At 67.4% G+C, this 14,667-nt stretch carries 15 protein-coding genes and 1 tRNA gene; 5 read left to right on the forward strand and 11 right to left on the reverse strand.

The window, feature by feature from the left end:
• From ACSQ2H_RS15185 to ACSQ2H_RS15195, 3 genes are all read right to left on the reverse strand, one after another.
• A complete protein-coding gene (locus ACSQ2H_RS15185; RefSeq protein WP_436062226.1) occupies positions 1–999 on the reverse strand; it encodes a FecR family protein in 999 nt (332 codons plus the stop codon).
• Positions 992–1,498 carry an RNA polymerase sigma factor gene (locus tag ACSQ2H_RS15190; RefSeq protein ID WP_436062227.1) on the reverse strand — a complete coding sequence of 169 codons (507 nt, stop codon included), beginning with the start codon at positions 1,496–1,498 and terminating at the stop codon, positions 992–994. Before ACSQ2H_RS15190 ends, ACSQ2H_RS15185 begins: the two co-directional genes overlap by 8 nt.
• Positions 1,499–1,754: 256 nt before the next feature.
• Positions 1,755–1,830: transfer RNA gene (locus ACSQ2H_RS15195), tRNA-Ile, on the reverse strand.
• Positions 1,831–1,981: 151 nt separating this feature from the next.
• Here ACSQ2H_RS15195 and ACSQ2H_RS15200 point away from each other — a divergent pair.
• Positions 1,982–2,722 carry an SIMPL domain-containing protein gene (locus ACSQ2H_RS15200; protein WP_436062228.1) on the forward strand — a complete coding sequence of 247 codons (741 nt, stop codon included), beginning with the start codon at positions 1,982–1,984 and terminating at the stop codon, positions 2,720–2,722.
• Positions 2,723–2,751: 29 nt separating this feature from the next.
• On the opposite strand, the gene ACSQ2H_RS15205 is transcribed toward ACSQ2H_RS15200, so the two are convergent.
• The 3 genes from ACSQ2H_RS15205 to ACSQ2H_RS15215 form a co-directional block, all read right to left on the reverse strand.
• Positions 2,752–3,210, reverse strand: a complete 459-nt coding sequence (locus tag ACSQ2H_RS15205; RefSeq protein ID WP_436062229.1) for a hypothetical protein — start codon at positions 3,208–3,210, stop codon at positions 2,752–2,754.
• Positions 3,210–3,566, reverse strand: coding sequence for an aspartate 1-decarboxylase (gene panD / locus ACSQ2H_RS15210; RefSeq protein ID WP_056025476.1), 357 nt, complete (start codon positions 3,564–3,566; stop codon positions 3,210–3,212). The genes ACSQ2H_RS15205 and panD overlap by 1 nt, the downstream gene beginning before the upstream one ends.
• 198 nt (positions 3,567–3,764) lie before the next feature.
• Entirely contained in the window at positions 3,765–4,673 is a 909-nt protein-coding gene (locus ACSQ2H_RS15215) for an alpha/beta hydrolase (RefSeq protein WP_436062230.1), read from the reverse strand.
• An 85-nt stretch (positions 4,674–4,758) separates the two neighbouring features.
• On the opposite strand from ACSQ2H_RS15215, the gene ACSQ2H_RS15220 reads away from it, so the two are divergent.
• Together ACSQ2H_RS15220 and ACSQ2H_RS15225 are read left to right on the forward strand one after the other, a co-directional pair.
• Entirely contained in the window at positions 4,759–5,304 is a 546-nt protein-coding gene (locus ACSQ2H_RS15220; protein WP_436062231.1) for a YbhB/YbcL family Raf kinase inhibitor-like protein, read from the forward strand.
• A gap of 98 nt (positions 5,305–5,402) precedes the next feature.
• Positions 5,403–6,659, forward strand: a complete 1,257-nt coding sequence (locus ACSQ2H_RS15225) for a serine hydrolase domain-containing protein (protein WP_436062232.1) — start codon at positions 5,403–5,405, stop codon at positions 6,657–6,659.
• A gap of 45 nt (positions 6,660–6,704) precedes the next feature.
• Here ACSQ2H_RS15225 and ACSQ2H_RS15230 read toward each other — a convergent pair whose 3' ends face one another.
• Positions 6,705–7,064, reverse strand: a complete 360-nt coding sequence (locus tag ACSQ2H_RS15230; protein ID WP_436062233.1) for a hypothetical protein — start codon at positions 7,062–7,064, stop codon at positions 6,705–6,707.
• Between the two features lie 145 nt (positions 7,065–7,209).
• Between ACSQ2H_RS15230 and ACSQ2H_RS15235 the strand changes: the two genes are divergently transcribed.
• Together ACSQ2H_RS15235 and ACSQ2H_RS15240 are read left to right on the forward strand one after the other, a co-directional pair.
• Positions 7,210–7,431, forward strand: a complete 222-nt coding sequence (locus ACSQ2H_RS15235) for a flagellar basal body rod C-terminal domain-containing protein (protein ID WP_436062234.1) — start codon at positions 7,210–7,212, stop codon at positions 7,429–7,431.
• Positions 7,432–7,468: 37 nt separating this feature from the next.
• Positions 7,469–8,089 carry a TIGR02466 family protein gene (locus tag ACSQ2H_RS15240; protein WP_436062235.1) on the forward strand — a complete coding sequence of 207 codons (621 nt, stop codon included), beginning with the start codon at positions 7,469–7,471 and terminating at the stop codon, positions 8,087–8,089.
• Here the strand turns inward: ACSQ2H_RS15240 and ACSQ2H_RS15245 are convergent.
• The 4 genes from ACSQ2H_RS15245 to dnaG form a co-directional block, all read right to left on the reverse strand.
• Entirely contained in the window at positions 8,086–8,979 is an 894-nt protein-coding gene (locus tag ACSQ2H_RS15245; protein ID WP_436062236.1) for a hypothetical protein, read from the reverse strand. The two genes, ACSQ2H_RS15240 and ACSQ2H_RS15245, sit on opposite strands and share 4 nt — an antisense overlap.
• Positions 8,980–9,030: 51 nt before the next feature.
• The gene (locus ACSQ2H_RS15250; protein ID WP_436062237.1) at positions 9,031–10,638 is read right to left on the reverse strand and encodes a M28 family metallopeptidase; all 1,608 of its coding nucleotides are present in this window, start codon (positions 10,636–10,638) and stop codon (positions 9,031–9,033) included.
• A 70-nt stretch (positions 10,639–10,708) separates the two neighbouring features.
• The gene (rpoD, locus tag ACSQ2H_RS15255; RefSeq protein ID WP_436062238.1) at positions 10,709–12,652 is read right to left on the reverse strand and encodes an RNA polymerase sigma factor RpoD; all 1,944 of its coding nucleotides are present in this window, start codon (positions 12,650–12,652) and stop codon (positions 10,709–10,711) included.
• Positions 12,653–12,731: 79 nt separating this feature from the next.
• Complete coding sequence (gene dnaG / locus ACSQ2H_RS15260) at positions 12,732–14,633, reverse strand: DNA primase (RefSeq protein WP_436063577.1); 1,902 nt, start codon at positions 14,631–14,633, stop codon at positions 12,732–12,734.
• Between the last annotated feature and the right edge of the window lie 34 nt (positions 14,634–14,667).

Consider the following 14,667-nt stretch of genomic DNA (forward strand, 5'->3'; position numbering starts at 1 on the left):
TTATCTCGGTTTTATTACGATAAGCCCAGCGCGACGCTCGACTTCGCCGCCGGATACGGCCGCCGCCATTTCCGCGAATTCGTCTGGATCGTCCGCCTTGAACAAGCCGACGATCCGGATGTCCCCGATCGCCGGGTCGGCCAGGACGATCTTGGTGTCGTTGACGCGGTTGAGACGCGCGACGGCCACGCGGATCGGCGTGTCGTCCAGCGCGATCGGCGCCGATGCCGACGGCCGCGGCGGGCCTTTGCTTGCGACCTTGGCCGGGCGCGGGCTGGGCGGCGGCGGCGATGGCGGGTCGAGGGTCAACGCCTCGCCGGCTTGCAGCAACACCGCCCGTTCGCGCTGATCCCCGGGCCAGACCAGCACGCTGCCTTCCATGACCTTCACGGTCCCGCCCCTGAGCCCGACGCGCGCGACCGAGTAGACCGTTCCGGTCGCCTGCGCGTAGACCTCGCCCGACCGCACGACGAACGGGCGGGCACGATCCTTTGCGACCCGGAAGGTGGCGTCGCCGCTCAGCAAGGTGATCCGCCGCGCGTCCGCCGACAGGACGACGTCGATCCGTGCGTCGGGCTGCAGGGTCGCGACGGAACCGTCCTCCAGCTTGACGATATGCTCGGCCGCCACATCGGGTTTATCGGTGCGGGACGCTACGAGCACGCCGCCGAGAACGAAGAGCGCAAGACAAGCGGCCAACGCGGCCCCGAAGACTTTCCGCCCGCCCGACGAGATCGAAGGCCGGCGCATGGTCGGCGAATGAGGGGCCTCGTCGACCAGGCCAAGCACCGGCGACGTCGCCGCGGGACTGGCGCCGACGACGGCGTCCTCCATGGCCAGAAACACGGCTCGCGCACGCGCATAGGCTCCGCGATGGCGCCTGTCCGCCGCGAGCCAGACGTCCAGTTTGGCGCGCCCCTCAGCTGTCAGTTCGCCATAAGCGGTCTCGACCGCCCATTGAGCGGCCTGGTCGTCGATGCTGCCGGCCGGGCTACCCATTCGCCTGCACCTTCCTGCGGGCTTGCTCCTGATCTTCGCCTTCCGCTTCTTGCTCAGCGATGGTCTTCAGGACTTTCTGCAGGCCGCGCACCAACAGGTTCTTCACATCGTTCTCGCTCACGCCCAGCCGCTCGGACGTTTCCTTTCGCGACAGCCCTTCGATGCGCCGCAGCTCGATCACCCGTCGGCAGGTGTCTGACAGACCTGAAAGCAGAGCGTTCACCCGATGGAGTTCTTCGGCCGCCTCCAGCGCACGATCCTGAAGGGGCCTACTATCGATGACGCCGAACCAGTCTTCTTGGGTCACCGAAACCAGATTATTTGCGCCGGCGCGGCGCGCCATGTCCGTGGCCGCCGTGTGAACGGTTCGGTGAAAGTAGGCGGCCGGGTTGTCGATATGGTCGACGCGCGCCAGCCCGGCGATCCGGCAATAGGCTTCCTGGATGACGTCCTCCGCGTCGACCGCGCCGCGCCAGCGCCGCGCGAGCCATTTGCGCATGACGCCCTCATGGGGGACGATTTCCCGGGCGATCCAAGCTGTGATGATGTCCCGCTCGCCAGTCATGGGGTGCGACCGCCAGCTCTCCTGTGAATCGCCGGCCCCGGCGACGCCGGGCGTTCAGGCTGCGCTCCTAAAGCGGGTCTGCGTAACAGTTTGATGATGGCCGCCGTCCGCGCGCGGCCAGGTCGGCCGGAAACCAACGAGCGAAGGGCGCGGCGTGCAAAACGGAGGGCGAGCGAGGCTCGAACATCGCTGGTGGGCCCGGTAGGACTCGAACCTACAACCAGACCGTTATGAGCGGTCGGCTCTAACCATTGAGCTACAGGCCCCTGCAGCGACGCAGGGGTGCGGGTTACCACGACCTGCACGCGCCTTAAAGCTGCCGTTCAGCTTGGCTTTGTCAGAACTGCAACCTCCACCGTCACCCGACGTTTGGAGACCCAATCCCGCCCTACCCCCGGGGCGTTTGTGGAGATTTAGATGAAGACCTTCGTCCGCGCCGGCGCCATGGCCCTGCTGCTCGCCACCGCCGCCGCGCCCGCCGCCTTCGCTCAGACCGTCCAACCCTCGGCAGGTGCGATGTTCCAGACGACCACGCTCAACCTCTCGGCGTACGGCGAGACCCGCGTCGCGCCGGACAAGGCGACGATCAATCTCGGCGTCGTGACCGAGGCCCCGACCGCCGCCGGCGCCTTGGCCGCCAACAACGAGAAGATGAATTCGGTGATCGCCGCCCTGCGCAAGGCCGGCGTCGCCGAGAAGGACATCCAGACCTCGGGCCTCAACCTCAACGCCCAGTACGACTACGTGCAGAACGAGCCGCCGAAGCTGCGCGGCTATCAGGCCTCGAACCAGGTGACGATCACCGTCAATGACCTGAACAAGCTGGGCGTGGCTGTCGACGCCACGGTCAAGGCCGGCGCCAACCAGGTGAACGGCATCTCCTTCGGCCTGAAGGACCCGACCGCCGCCGAGAACGCGGCCCGCCAGGAAGCGGTCAAGGCGCTGGCCGCCAAGGCCGACCTCTACGCCAAGGCCACCGGCCACCGCGTCGGCCGCCTGGTGAATCTCAGCGAAGGCGGCGGCTACATGCCGTCCCCGCCCCCGGTCCCGATGATGGCCTATGCCCGCATGGAGAAGGCGGACGGCGGCGCGCCCATCGCCGCGGGCGAGCTGAACGTCCGGGTCGACATCACCGGTCTCTACGAACTGTCGCGGTAAGCATGCGGCCCTCCCCTCCGGGGGAGGGCTTACTTCGGGCCCAGACCGGCTCGTGCGAAGGCGGCGGTCAGCTTGTCGGCGATGACGATGCCGGGCGGCGCCTCGTTGGCCTCCATTACCGCGGCGTAGGTCATGCCCGGCCGCCCCTCGACCGGACCGCTGGCCCAGGCGACGATGCGGCTGCCTTCGGGATTGCTACGGCAGCTGGCGGTCTGGCGCTCGGCCTCCGGCGACGTCGCTTTCAGCAGCTGCTCAAGCGTTTGCACGCCCGCCCCCTCGCAGGACGGAAGCGCGCGGCCGCACACGACATGGGTGCCGTATTGGTAGACGGTCCTGCCGCCCTCAGCGATCAGCACGCAGGTGCCGGGGTCGCCGATGGCGCGGGATACGGCTTCGTCAAGCACAGCCTTGTCCACGCCCTTGGGCGCAGCCGGCGAACAGGCGGCGAGGACCGCGGCGGACAGCCCCAGCGCGGCCAGGGCGCGCATCAGGCGGCCTGCTTGATCTCGTTGCCGTCGTCGAGAAGCACGACGCTGGGCGAATAGTTGCGGGCCTCCTCGGCCGGCAGCATGCCGTACGTGACCACGATCACCTTGTCGCCCTTTTGGACGAGGCGAGCGGCCGCGCCGTTGACGCCGATCACCTTGGATCCGCGCGGCGCTTCGATGGCGTAGGTGGTGAACCGCGCACCGGTGGTGATGTTCAGGACGTCGACTTGCTCGTGGGGGAGGATGCCCGAGGCGTCCAGCAGATCGCGGTCGATCGCGATCGAGCCTTCATACTCGAGATCGGCCTGAGTCACCGTGGCGCGGTGAAGCTTGGCCTTCATCAGGGTCACCAGCATGGGCGGTCCTTCTAACTGCGGCGCACAAACCTTCGGAAACGAAGGGCCGCCGGATATAGCGTCGATTGGGGAACACCACAATTGCGGCGGCGCAGCAAGGTTGACCTAACGGCAATATGTCGCGGCCGAACAACGGTCCGCGAGCGCGCCTTTAAATCATGTTTTCTGGCACTTAGGGGCTATTCATCGCCCGTTTGATCAGGGTTCGCGGCGAGTGACAAACGCGTGAGCTACCGGGGCGTCAGCGACCTGTTCCATGAACCCCGTGATGTCGTTGAGCACGCTCGCGCGATCGCGGAACGGGCGGGACATAGCGGCCATGATCTCGTTGTGGCCCACGTCCGGATAGCTCCGGCTCTCGACCTGGGCGCCCGCCGCGCGAAGCGCCGCATCCAGCGAGGCAGTCTCTCGCGGATCGACGATCGTGTCCGCCGCCCCGGTGACCAGCAGGATGGGCGGCGCGTCGGCCCGCGCCAGCCTCACGGGCTGGGTGGCGGCCGGATCACCAACCCCGAACACATCGGCCATGCGCCCCTTTAGCGGCAGGAAGTCATAGGGGCCGGCGATGCCGACCACGCCGACGATGCGGGCCGGATCGACGCCGGCGCGCAGCAGATAGCTCGGCTCCAGCCCGAGCATCACTGCATTGTAGGCCCCGGCCGAATGGCCCAGCAGCACGACGCGTGAGGGATCGCCCCCATAGGCGGCGGCATGATCGACGGCCCAGCGCACGGCCTGGGCGCTGTCGTTCAGGAATTCCGGGAACCGCACTTGCGGATAGAGCCGGTAGTCCGGCAGCACCACGACATAGCCGCGCGCGGCCAAGGCCTGGGCGACCCAGCCGTAGTCCCACTTGCGCCCGCGCTCCCAACCGCCGCCATAGAGAAACACCGCGACAGGCCGGGCGGCGTCCATCCGCCGCGGCGCATAAACGTCCAGGCTCTGCCGGCCGCCGGGACCGTAGGGCTGATCATGCGCGGTCAGGATCGCCGGGTCGCGCGGCGTGAAGGTGGCGAACACCCCAAGCGGCGTACAGGCCGCGCAGGCCGCCGCCAGCGCGGCGACAAGGGCCAGGCGAACCGAAGCGGATACGCGATGCGGGATCATGCATACCGGCTAGGGCCTTTTCCCGGTCGCCGCAACCAAGCCGTTGGCGACGCGCTTCCTTCCGGGGAGCCCAAGGAGCAGCCCGATGTCCAGCCCCACCCATTCCGGCGAAACCATCACCATCTTCAAGGTCGAACCGCGCGACGAAAGCGGCTTGGTCGTCATGTCGCCGTCCCAGGCCCCGGACGGCCGTCTGGCCGACCGTCACTCGGCCTATTACGAGAACCTCTCCCCGCCGATCACCTGGACCGAGGTCGAGGGCGCCGAAAGCTACGCCCTGATCGTCGAAGACCCCGACGCGCCGATGGAGAAGCCGTTCATTCACTGGATGGTCTGGAACATTCCAGCCGAGGCCGGCGGCCTACCGGAGGGCGTGCCGCAGGCCCAGTACATCGACCCGCCGCACCCGATCATCCAGGGCCGCAATGACGCGGGCGACTATGGCTGGTTCGGTCCGCGCCCGCCCGCAGGCCACGGGGTGCACCGCTACTACTTCCAGGTCTTCGCTCTCGATCAGCATATCGAGGTCGGGCCGGACACGCCGTTGCACGAGCTGCTCAACATCCTCAAGGGCCACACGGTCGCCCAGGGCGAAATGATGGCCACTTACGAGGCGCCGCGCCGGCAATAATTCGAAGAAAAAGTATGTTGACGGGCTCCACGTCATCCAGGGCATAGCTGAGGAAACGCCTTGGCATGCGACCTCGGCGGATCATCTGGCGAGGCGACATGGACGGCGATCTGGCTCTGGGCGGCTTTTCTTCCAACGGTCTGGCGGCGATCCCCGCTTCCCTGCAGCCCATTGTCGACGCCGGCGATCTCTCGGGCTTCGTGACCCTGCTCTGGCGCAAGGGCGAGGTCGCCCAGGTCAATACGCTCGGCTACCGCGACGTGGCCGGCCAGGCGCCGATGACCCGCGACACCTTGTTCCGCATCGCCTCGATGACCAAGCCGATCACGTCGATCGCCACCCTGATGCTGGTGGAGGAAGGCAAGCTCCGCATGGACGATCCAATCACCAAGTGGATGCCGGAATTCAAGGACATGCGCGTCCTGAGGTCGGCGAACGGCCCGGTGGACGACACCGTTCCGGCCGTCCGCGACATCACCGTCGACGACCTGATGACCCACCGCTCGGGCCTGGCCTACGCCTTCACCTCGATGGGACCGATCGCCCAGGCCCACGAGGACGCGCTGGGCTCGCCGCTCGGCGGCCACCTCAGCCCCGACCAGTGGCTGAAGGCGCTGGGGCAGCTGCCGCTCTCCTACCAGCCGGGCGACCGCTTCCACTACAGCCACGCCACCGACGTGCTCGGCTTCCTGGTCGGGCGGGTGTCGGGCCAGGGCTATCGCGAGTTCATCATGGAGCGGATCCTGAAGCCGCTCGGCATGACCGACACCGACTTCTGGTGCCCGCCGGAAAAGCGCGACCGCATGGCCAAGCTCTACCGGATCAACCCGAAGACCGATGCGATGGAGGACATCTCCTTCCCGCACCTGCCGGGCCCGCCGGAGTTCTGCGCCGGCGGCGGCGGCCTGATCTCGACGGCCGACGACTATCTGCGCTTCGCCCGGATGATGCTGAACGGCGGCGAGCTGGACGGCGTGCGCTACATCAAGCGCGAGACGCTCGAGTCGATGCGCGAGAACCGCCTGACGCCGGAGCAGCGCCAGATCCCGTTCATGGGCATTCCGTTCTGGCTGGGCCAGGGCTTCGGCCTCGGCGTCTCGGTGATCACCGACCCGGAAAAGCAGGCCTGGATGGGCGCCGGCTCCGAGGGTTCGTTCGGCTGGCCGGGCGCGTTCGGCACCTGGTGGCAGGCCGACCCCGTCGAGGACATGGTGATGATCTACCTGATCCAGAACTCGATCCCGCTGGAGCCGGAAGCCGCCTCGCAGCTGGCCACCGGGCAGCGTATGGGAGGGCGCGCCGCCCTGCCCGTCTTCCAGAAGCTGACCTACGCCGCGCTCGGCAAGCCGCTCTAGGCCCGTCTCCGGCTCAAGCGTTCGCTTGAGCCGGACAAGTCCGCTTCAGTAGGTGTTGCGGCCGGCGACGCACATCGGCTGGCCCTCGTACGTCGCGCCGAGCAGGCTGCCGTGTTTGACGGCGGCCTTGCGGGCCTTTTCGTAGGCGCGGTTCTCAGCCGGCGCCTTCACCCCGTCCGGGCAGATCGCGATATCGACCTGCATGCCGGTGTGGCACAGGCAAATGTCCTCGCGCTTGTCGAGACGGCTGGCCGGCACCTTGCAGGACACCGGCAGGGTCTGGCCGTTCACATCCAGGCAGATGACCGTCTGGGTCGGCGGGTTCTGCGACAGCGGGGCCTGGGCCGCGGCGGCGCTGGCGAAGGCGACTAGGGTCGCGGCGGCGATCAATGCGGTGCGGATCATCGGACTAACCTCCAGTTCGACTTGACCATAACACGCGCCGGGCATGGCGAGTTTCAAGCGCCTATGGTGAGCGGCGTCTTCATCATGTCGCTGCGCGAAGACTTAACCGCACAAGGCGCAAGATCCGGGGTGGAAGGGGCTCCCGATGGATCCGATCGCCACCGCACAATACGGCATGCTCGCCGCCAGCCGTCGCTTCGACGCCTCGGCCAGCCGCACCGCCCGCATGGGCGTCGAAGGAGAAGCCGTCGACCTGCCGGCCGAGATCGTCGAGCAGATCACCGCCAAGACCGCCTTCGCCGCCAACGCCGCGGTCATCCGCAGCGCTCAGGAGATGACGGGCAAACTGCTGGACGTGCTCGCCTAGCTTTGACATCCGGGCTGCGGACCGTTAGCGCCGGGCCATGAGCCTGCGCCCCCTCTTCGTCACCCAGGTCTATGAAGCCAGCCTCGCCGGCGAGCGCGGCTTCGCCGACTTCAACGCCGAGCTTGAAGACGCCTGCCGGATGCTGGCCGACGAGGACATGGCCGGCCAGGCCTGGTGCCGCGAGCACGGCTATGGCGGCTACACGTCCTACGCCTCGCTCGACGACCTGCCGATGCGGGCCAGCATCTTCGAGGACCTCAAGCGCAAGCTCGACAAGCACGCGGCCGCCTACGCCAAGGCGCTGCACCTCGACCTCGGCCGCCGGCGGCTGAAGCTCGACAGCCTGTGGGTGAACATCCTGAAGCCCGGCGCGGCGCATTCGGGCCATATCCACCCTCACAGCGTGCTGTCGGGCACCGTCTATGTCGCGATCCCCAAGGGCGCGAGCGCACTGAAGCTGGAAGACCCGCGGCTGCCGCTGATGATGGCCGCCCCGCCGCGCGAGGCGGACGCGCCGGAGGACGCCCGCAGCTTCGTCTACCTGCAGCCCGAGCCGGGCACGGTGCTGATGTGGGAAAGCTGGCTGCGCCACGAGGTCCCGGCCAACGCCGCCCGCAAGGAACGGATCTCGGTCAGCTTCAACTACGCCTGGCGCTAGCGGCCCGAGCAGGCGCCGGGCTGTTCTTCCTTCTGGCGGTGAACGGCGTAGGTCTTGCCGTTGTAGCGCACGACCGGGAAACAAAAGCCCGGTCCGCCCAGCACGATGTCCGGCCAGCCGCCCGCGCCCTTGGTCGGCAGAAAATCCGGAATTCCGGGCGACTGGAAGAGCGTGCGCCAGCCGTTTCCGGCGCGCTCCATGATGTAGAAACCCTGGCCGGTATTGCCGTAGCAGAAGGTCCCGCTCTCGGTGATGACGATCTCCTGGCGGCCGTCGCCATTGAGATCGCGGATGTCGCTGGGCTCGATGACGGCCTCGCAGTTGCCCTCGCCGCCCAGCCAGCGCCCGCCTTGGGAGACGAAACCCGCGGCGCGCATGGCGGCGGTGCGGTCGGCGGCGGTGACGCCGGTTGCGGCCGTCGCCTTGTCGAGCGAAGCCGGCGCGCAGGCCGCCGGGCGCTGATAACCGTCGCCGGCATACTTCCAGATACGCGCGCAGTCGGCGGTGACGCGGACGTCCAACCAGCCGTTCGTTCGTGAGGTTTCGAAGCCCAAGGCTCCACTATCTCGCGCGATAGCGCGCCAGCGGCCGTCCTTGCCCTTGGCCAGCAGCGTGAACCACAGCCCCTCGCCGCCATAGCAGGAGGGGTTCTTGTCGACGGCGGCCGCCTCCAGCGCCCCGTCGCCGTTGAGGTCCATGAACACGAATTTCGGCTGCGAGGCCGTCCCGCAGACATTGATCGCCGCGCCGTTCCCGACCGTGAATCCCCCGGCCTCGAACAGTTGCACGCCCTCGGCCTGGGTCATCTTCGGCCCGGGAACGATCTGCTGCGCCTGCGCTCCCCCGGCCAGGGCCAACCCCACCGCCAATCCAAGGACCGTCCTGCGCATCTCGCCCACCTCATCCTGATGGGCCAAGCTTGCTCGCCTATCGGCGTTCTGTCACCGCCTGCCGAACAGCGTCCCGAAGAAGTCGCCTGAATTCCAGGCCGGACGGGCGTCAGCGTCCGCCACTTCGCGGGCGATCTCGTAGTTGATCGCCGCGAACTTCGCCCCGGCTCCGTAGTCGATCGGCAGCGAAAGGTCGTCGCTGGGCTTGTGGTAGTGATCCTTGAGGAACGAGGTGAAGGCCTCGCGGCCGCCATTCTCGAAGCCGGTCATCAGGAACACCGACGGCACGCCCTGCTCGACGAAGCGGAAGTGATCGCTGCGGGTGAACAGTCCCTCCTCCGGCAGCGGATCGGGCGAGAGCCTCAGCCCCATCCGACCTGCCGCCCGCTGCACCGTCGGGCCGAGGCTCGAGCGCTCGGCTCCGAACGCCACCACGTCAACGAAGTCGTAGGTCAGGACCGGCATGTCGAGATTGATATTCGCCACGATCGGCGCGGTGGTCGGCGGGTGACGCGCGAAGTAGTCGGCGCCGACCAGCCCCTTTTCCTCGGCGGTGTTGAGCAGGAACAGCAGCGTGCGGCGCGGCGGCTTGCCCTCAACGAAGGCGCGGGCGACCTCCAGGGTGGTGGCCACCCCGCTTGCGTTGTCGAGCGCGCCGTTGTTGATCGCGTCGCCTTTGATTGGCGGGGTGACGCCGATGTGGTCGAGGTGCGCCGACAGGACGACCACCTCGTCCTTCAGTTTGGGGTCGGAGCCCTCGATGCGGCCGACGACATTGGCGCTCTCGACGATCTTCGTCTCGGTGTTGATCGTCGCGTCCAGGCCATATGGCAGGGCGAACCGCGGCGGCGCGTCGGTCTCCGCCGCTCTCACCACTTCGTCGTAGGATTGCCGAGCCCCGACGAAGAGCTTGGCGGCGCCCTTCACGCTCAGAATTCCGAGATCCGGCGTCGTCGCCGCCGGCGAGAAGGCCGCGCCGTCGGGCGCGCGCCAGGCCATCGCCCAGTTGCGCCACTGGCGCGCACTGTTGGCGAACGGGCGGCGGGTCTCGTCCGAGGGCGCCATGATGGTGATGAACCCGACCGCGCCCTTCGCCTCGGCCGCCAGGCGCTTGGTGCGGACGCCGGCGTAATAGGCGCGCTCCTCGGTCTGCAGACCGGCCGGCGCACCGCTGAGGGCGACGACGATCTTCCCCTTCACATTGAGCCCGGCATAGTCGTCCTGCGTCGGGGTGCGCACGCCATACCCGACGAAGACCAGCGGCGCGGCGACGCGGGTGCTCGCCGAGAGCAGATTGCGGCCTGGCAGAAAGTCCTCGCCGAACTTCAGCGGCGCTGGCCCCGCCTTCGAAGTCAACGCGAGCGCGCCCTCGTCCGACGGCCGGCCGGCGACCATCGACACGCGCTGGAAGTAGGTTCCGTCCGCCGCACCGGGCTTCACGCCGATCTGCGCCAATTGCGAGGCGACATAGGCCGCGGCGACGTCGAACCCGGCCGTGCCCGCCTCGCGCCCCTGCAGCAGGTCGTCGGCCAGAAAGCCGACATGGGCCTTGATGCGTTCGGCCGAGCGCGTGTTGGGCTGAGCGTGCGCTCCTGTCGACAGAGCAGCAATTGCCGCCGCGCAGGTCAGGCCCCGCGCCAGATTCCTGGAAAGATTCATGAAAACGCCCCCGACCAACCTCCGCAGAGCTTAGTCGAGGGCGTCCAGGCGCTGCCAGCGCCGAATAGTCCTAGCTGTCGAGGAAGCTGCGCAGCTTACGCGACCGCGACGGGTGCTTCAGCTTGCGAAGCGCCTTGGCCTCGATCTGACGGATCCGTTCGCGGGTGACGCTGAACTGCTGGCCGACCTCTTCGAGGGTGTGGTCGGTGTTCATGCCGATCCCGAAGCGCATGCGCAGGACGCGTTCCTCGCGCGGCGTCAGCGACGCCAGCACGCGGGTGGTGGTCTCGCGCAGGTTCGACTGGATCGCCGCGTCGATGGGCAGGATCGCGTTCTTGTCCTCGATGAAGTCGCCCAGGTGGCTGTCTTCCTCGTCCCCGATCGGGGTTTCGAGCGAGATCGGCTCCTTGGCGATCTTCAGGACCTTGCGGACCTTTTCCAGCGGCATGGCCAGCTTCTCGGCCAGTTCCTCCGGGGTCGGCTCGCGGCCGATCTCGTGCAGCATCTGGCGGCTGGTGCGGACGATCTTGTTGATCGTCTCGATCATGTGCACCGGGATCCGGATGGTCCGGGCCTGGTCGGCGATCGAGCGGGTGATCGCCTGGCGGATCCACCAGGTGGCGTAGGTCGAGAACTTGTAGCCGCGACGGTATTCGAACTTATCGACCGCCTTCATCAGGCCGATGTTGCCTTCCTGGATCAGGTCCAGGAACTGCAGGCCGCGGTTGGTGTACTTCTTGGCGATCGAGATCACGAGGCGCAGGTTGGCCTCGACCATTTCCTTCTTGGCCTGACGCGCTTCGCGCTCGCCCTTCTGGACGGTCTGAACGATGCGGCGATAGTCGTCGATCGGCACGCCGGTTTCGGTCGCCAGGGCGGCGACCTCGGCGCGGATGTCGCCGATCTGACCGGCGTCGTTCTCGACGAACTTGGTCCAGCGAACGCCCAGCGGCTTCACCTGGTCGGTCCAGTTCGGCGACAGTTCCTGGCCGAAGTAGGCCTTGAGGAACTCCGAGCGCGAAATGCCGTAGCTGTCGGCCAGACGCAGCAGGCGGCCTTCCAGGCCCATCAGGCGCTTGTTGATCGCATAGAGCTGCTCGACCAGCGCCTCGATGCGGTTGTTGTTCAGCTTCAGGGTCTTCAGGTGCTGGACGATGGCCAGCGAGGCGCTGGTGTAGGACTTGCGGTCGGCATCCGAGAGGTCTTCGCCCTTCAGGCGCTTGCCGACGAGCTTTTCCTGTAATGCACGGAACGAGTCGAACTCGGAGGCGATGGCGTCCAGGGTCGCCATCACGCCTTCGCGCAGCTCGCCTTCCATGGCGCTGATGGTCGGACCAGCGCCGTCGTCGAAGTCGTCGTCGTCCTCGGCGCCCTCGGCCTTGGCGACGGCCTCGCCGTCTTCGGTGGTCTCTTCTTCCTCAGCTTCGGCTTCCGCGCCGCCGGCCAGCTCGGCCGCGGCGGCGTTGGCTCCGCCATAGGTCTGCTCGAGGTCGATGACTTCCCGCAGCAGGATGCGGCCGGAGCCGAGCTCCTCGCGCCAGACCATGATAGCTTCGAAGGTCAGCGCGCTTTCGCACAGACCGCGGATCATGGTGTCGCGGCCGGCTTCGATGCGCTTGGCGATGGCGATTTCGCCTTCGCGCGAGAGCAGCTCCACCGAGCCCATTTCACGCAGGTACATCCGAACCGGGTCGTCGGTGCGGTCGTAGGCCGCTTCCTTGGTGGTCTCGACCACCGCGGTTTCTTCCCGGACGGCGACTTCGCCGCCCTCGGCGTCTTCCTCAGCCTCGACGACGTTGACGCCCATCTCCGAAAGCATGGCGAGGGTGTCTTCGATGGCCTCGGAGGTGACTTCCTCAGAGGGCAAGACCTTGTTCAGCTCGTCCATGGTGACGTAGCCGCGGGCCTTGGCCTGCTTGATGAACTTCTTTACGCCGGCGTCGGTGAGGTCGAGCAGCGGACCATCACCGCCGGTCGTTTCAGTGGTTTCCGCTTCAGCCGTGTTCGTGCTCATCTAGGTCTCCGGATTTCGGCCGCGCCATGCAAGGCGCGGGCCGAAGATGCTCCAATAGCGAACAGACGGTCGTACTCCCTTACGACCCTTCTCCCGCCCAAATCGTTCCCGTTCTGATCGCGCGTTTCAGCGTGTCGCGTTCGCCTTTCAGACGCTCGAGAGCTTCCATATCGGAACGACCGCTAAGGTTACCCTTGGCGGACGCAATAGCCTCGTCGAGCGCCACGAGCCGTGAAAGGCCCGCGAAAGCTTGCGACCACTGGGATCTAGCGACGTCGAGGGAGACATCCGGTTTCAAGATGGGCGCGCCCGATTTCGCAGCGGCCCGGTCGATGTCTGTCAGCAGCGCATTAAACCCGCAAGACGCCAGATGGCGTGCGAGAGTCGCGGTGTCAAGATGATCAGCATCCAATCTGAATCCGATGATCTCGCCCGTCAGCTTCGCTAGAGCTTCGACACCGAAGCCTTTGGCGAGGAACGAGTTCTCCAGATGTTCGTCCAGAACGCCGGGATCGTCGATCGCATACTTGGCGAGCGTGGCCGCCACCGGGTCGATCGACACGGCGAGCCGGCGCGCCGCCTCGCGTCCCGCCTCGGTCGGCGCCGGGTCGATCCATTCGCGCCCGCCGCCGCGCCAACCTCTTGAACCGCCTGCATTTCCACGTTGCGGACGGGCGTTTTGCTCGGGAGCCGCGCGCCCCTTCGGACCGGTCGCGTCGAAGCGCTCCATCAGCGCTTCGCGGTAGGCCTGCTGAAGGTCCTTGTCGGCGATCTGGCCGGCCGCGTTGCGCAGCCGGTTCTTGAAGCCGGCCCTCCGCTCAGGGGTATCGAGCGGCTCCAGGTCGTGCTCGCGGGTGAACAGCGCGTCGACGAAGGCCGTGGTCTGCGACAACTGGGCGCGGAGGGCGACCGCCCCCTGCTCGCGCAGCACCTCGTCCGGATCCTTGCCGCCCTCGACGATCGCGAACTTGAAGCTCTTGCCGGGCTTGAGCAGCGGCAAAGCCCGGTCGATCGAGCGCGAGGCCGCCTGACGCCCCGCGCGGTCGCCGTCGAACGAGAGGGTGGGCTCGCCGTGCAGCCGCCAGAGCATCTCCATCTGATCTTCGGTCAGCGCCGTGCCGAGCGGCGCGACGGCGGCGATCCCGGCCCGCTGGCAGGCGATGGCGTCCATGTAGCCCTCGACCACGACCAGGGAGGGGTTCTCGCCGCTGGGCGCGGCCCCGAGGATCTTGCGGGCCTCGCCGACCCCGTAGAGCGTGCGCCCCTTGTGGAAGAGCGGGCTTTCCGGGCCGTTCAGGTACTTGGCGCGGGCCTGCGGGTCCATCGCCCGGCCGCCGAACGACAGGATCCGGCCGCGGTGATCGGAGATCGGAAAGATGATCCGGTCGCGGAAGCGGTCGTAGGGCGCACCGCCCTCCTCCGGCGCGATCAGCAGCCCGGCTTCGACAAGCTCTCCCGGCCGCGCGCCCTTGGTGACCAGATAGTCCTTCAGCGCCGTACGACCGGGCGGTGAAAATCCAAGGCGGAAGCGCGCCCATTCGGATTCCGGCAGGCCGCGGCGCTCCAGATAGGCGCGCGCCTCCTTGCCCTCAGGCCTGCGCAGGGCGCCTTCGAACCACTGGGCGGCGGCGTCCATCCAGTCCGACAGTCCCTGGCGCTGACGCTCCTGCTCGGCCGAACGGGCGTCGACCTCGGGCATCGCGAGGCCCGCCTCGGCGGCCAACCGCTCGACCGCCTCCATGAAGGTGAGGCGCTCGGTCTCTTGCAGGAAGGTGATCAGATCGCCGTTCTTGCCCGACGAAAAATCGAAGAACTGCCCCTTCTCGTCGTTCACGTAGAACGAGGGCGTCTTCTCCTTGTTGAACGGCGACAGGCCGACATACTCCCGCCCCTGCTTGCGCAGCTTCACCGTCCGCCCGATCACGTCGGAAGGCCGGAGGCGGGATTTGATCTCATCAAGGAAGTGTTCGTCGACGCGCACCACGCAGATGATACAGCGTCCGGAGCCGCGGCGT

This window comes from Phenylobacterium sp. LjRoot97 (genome assembly GCF_964254345.1).
GTDB lineage: Bacteria > Pseudomonadota > Alphaproteobacteria > Caulobacterales > Caulobacteraceae > Phenylobacterium.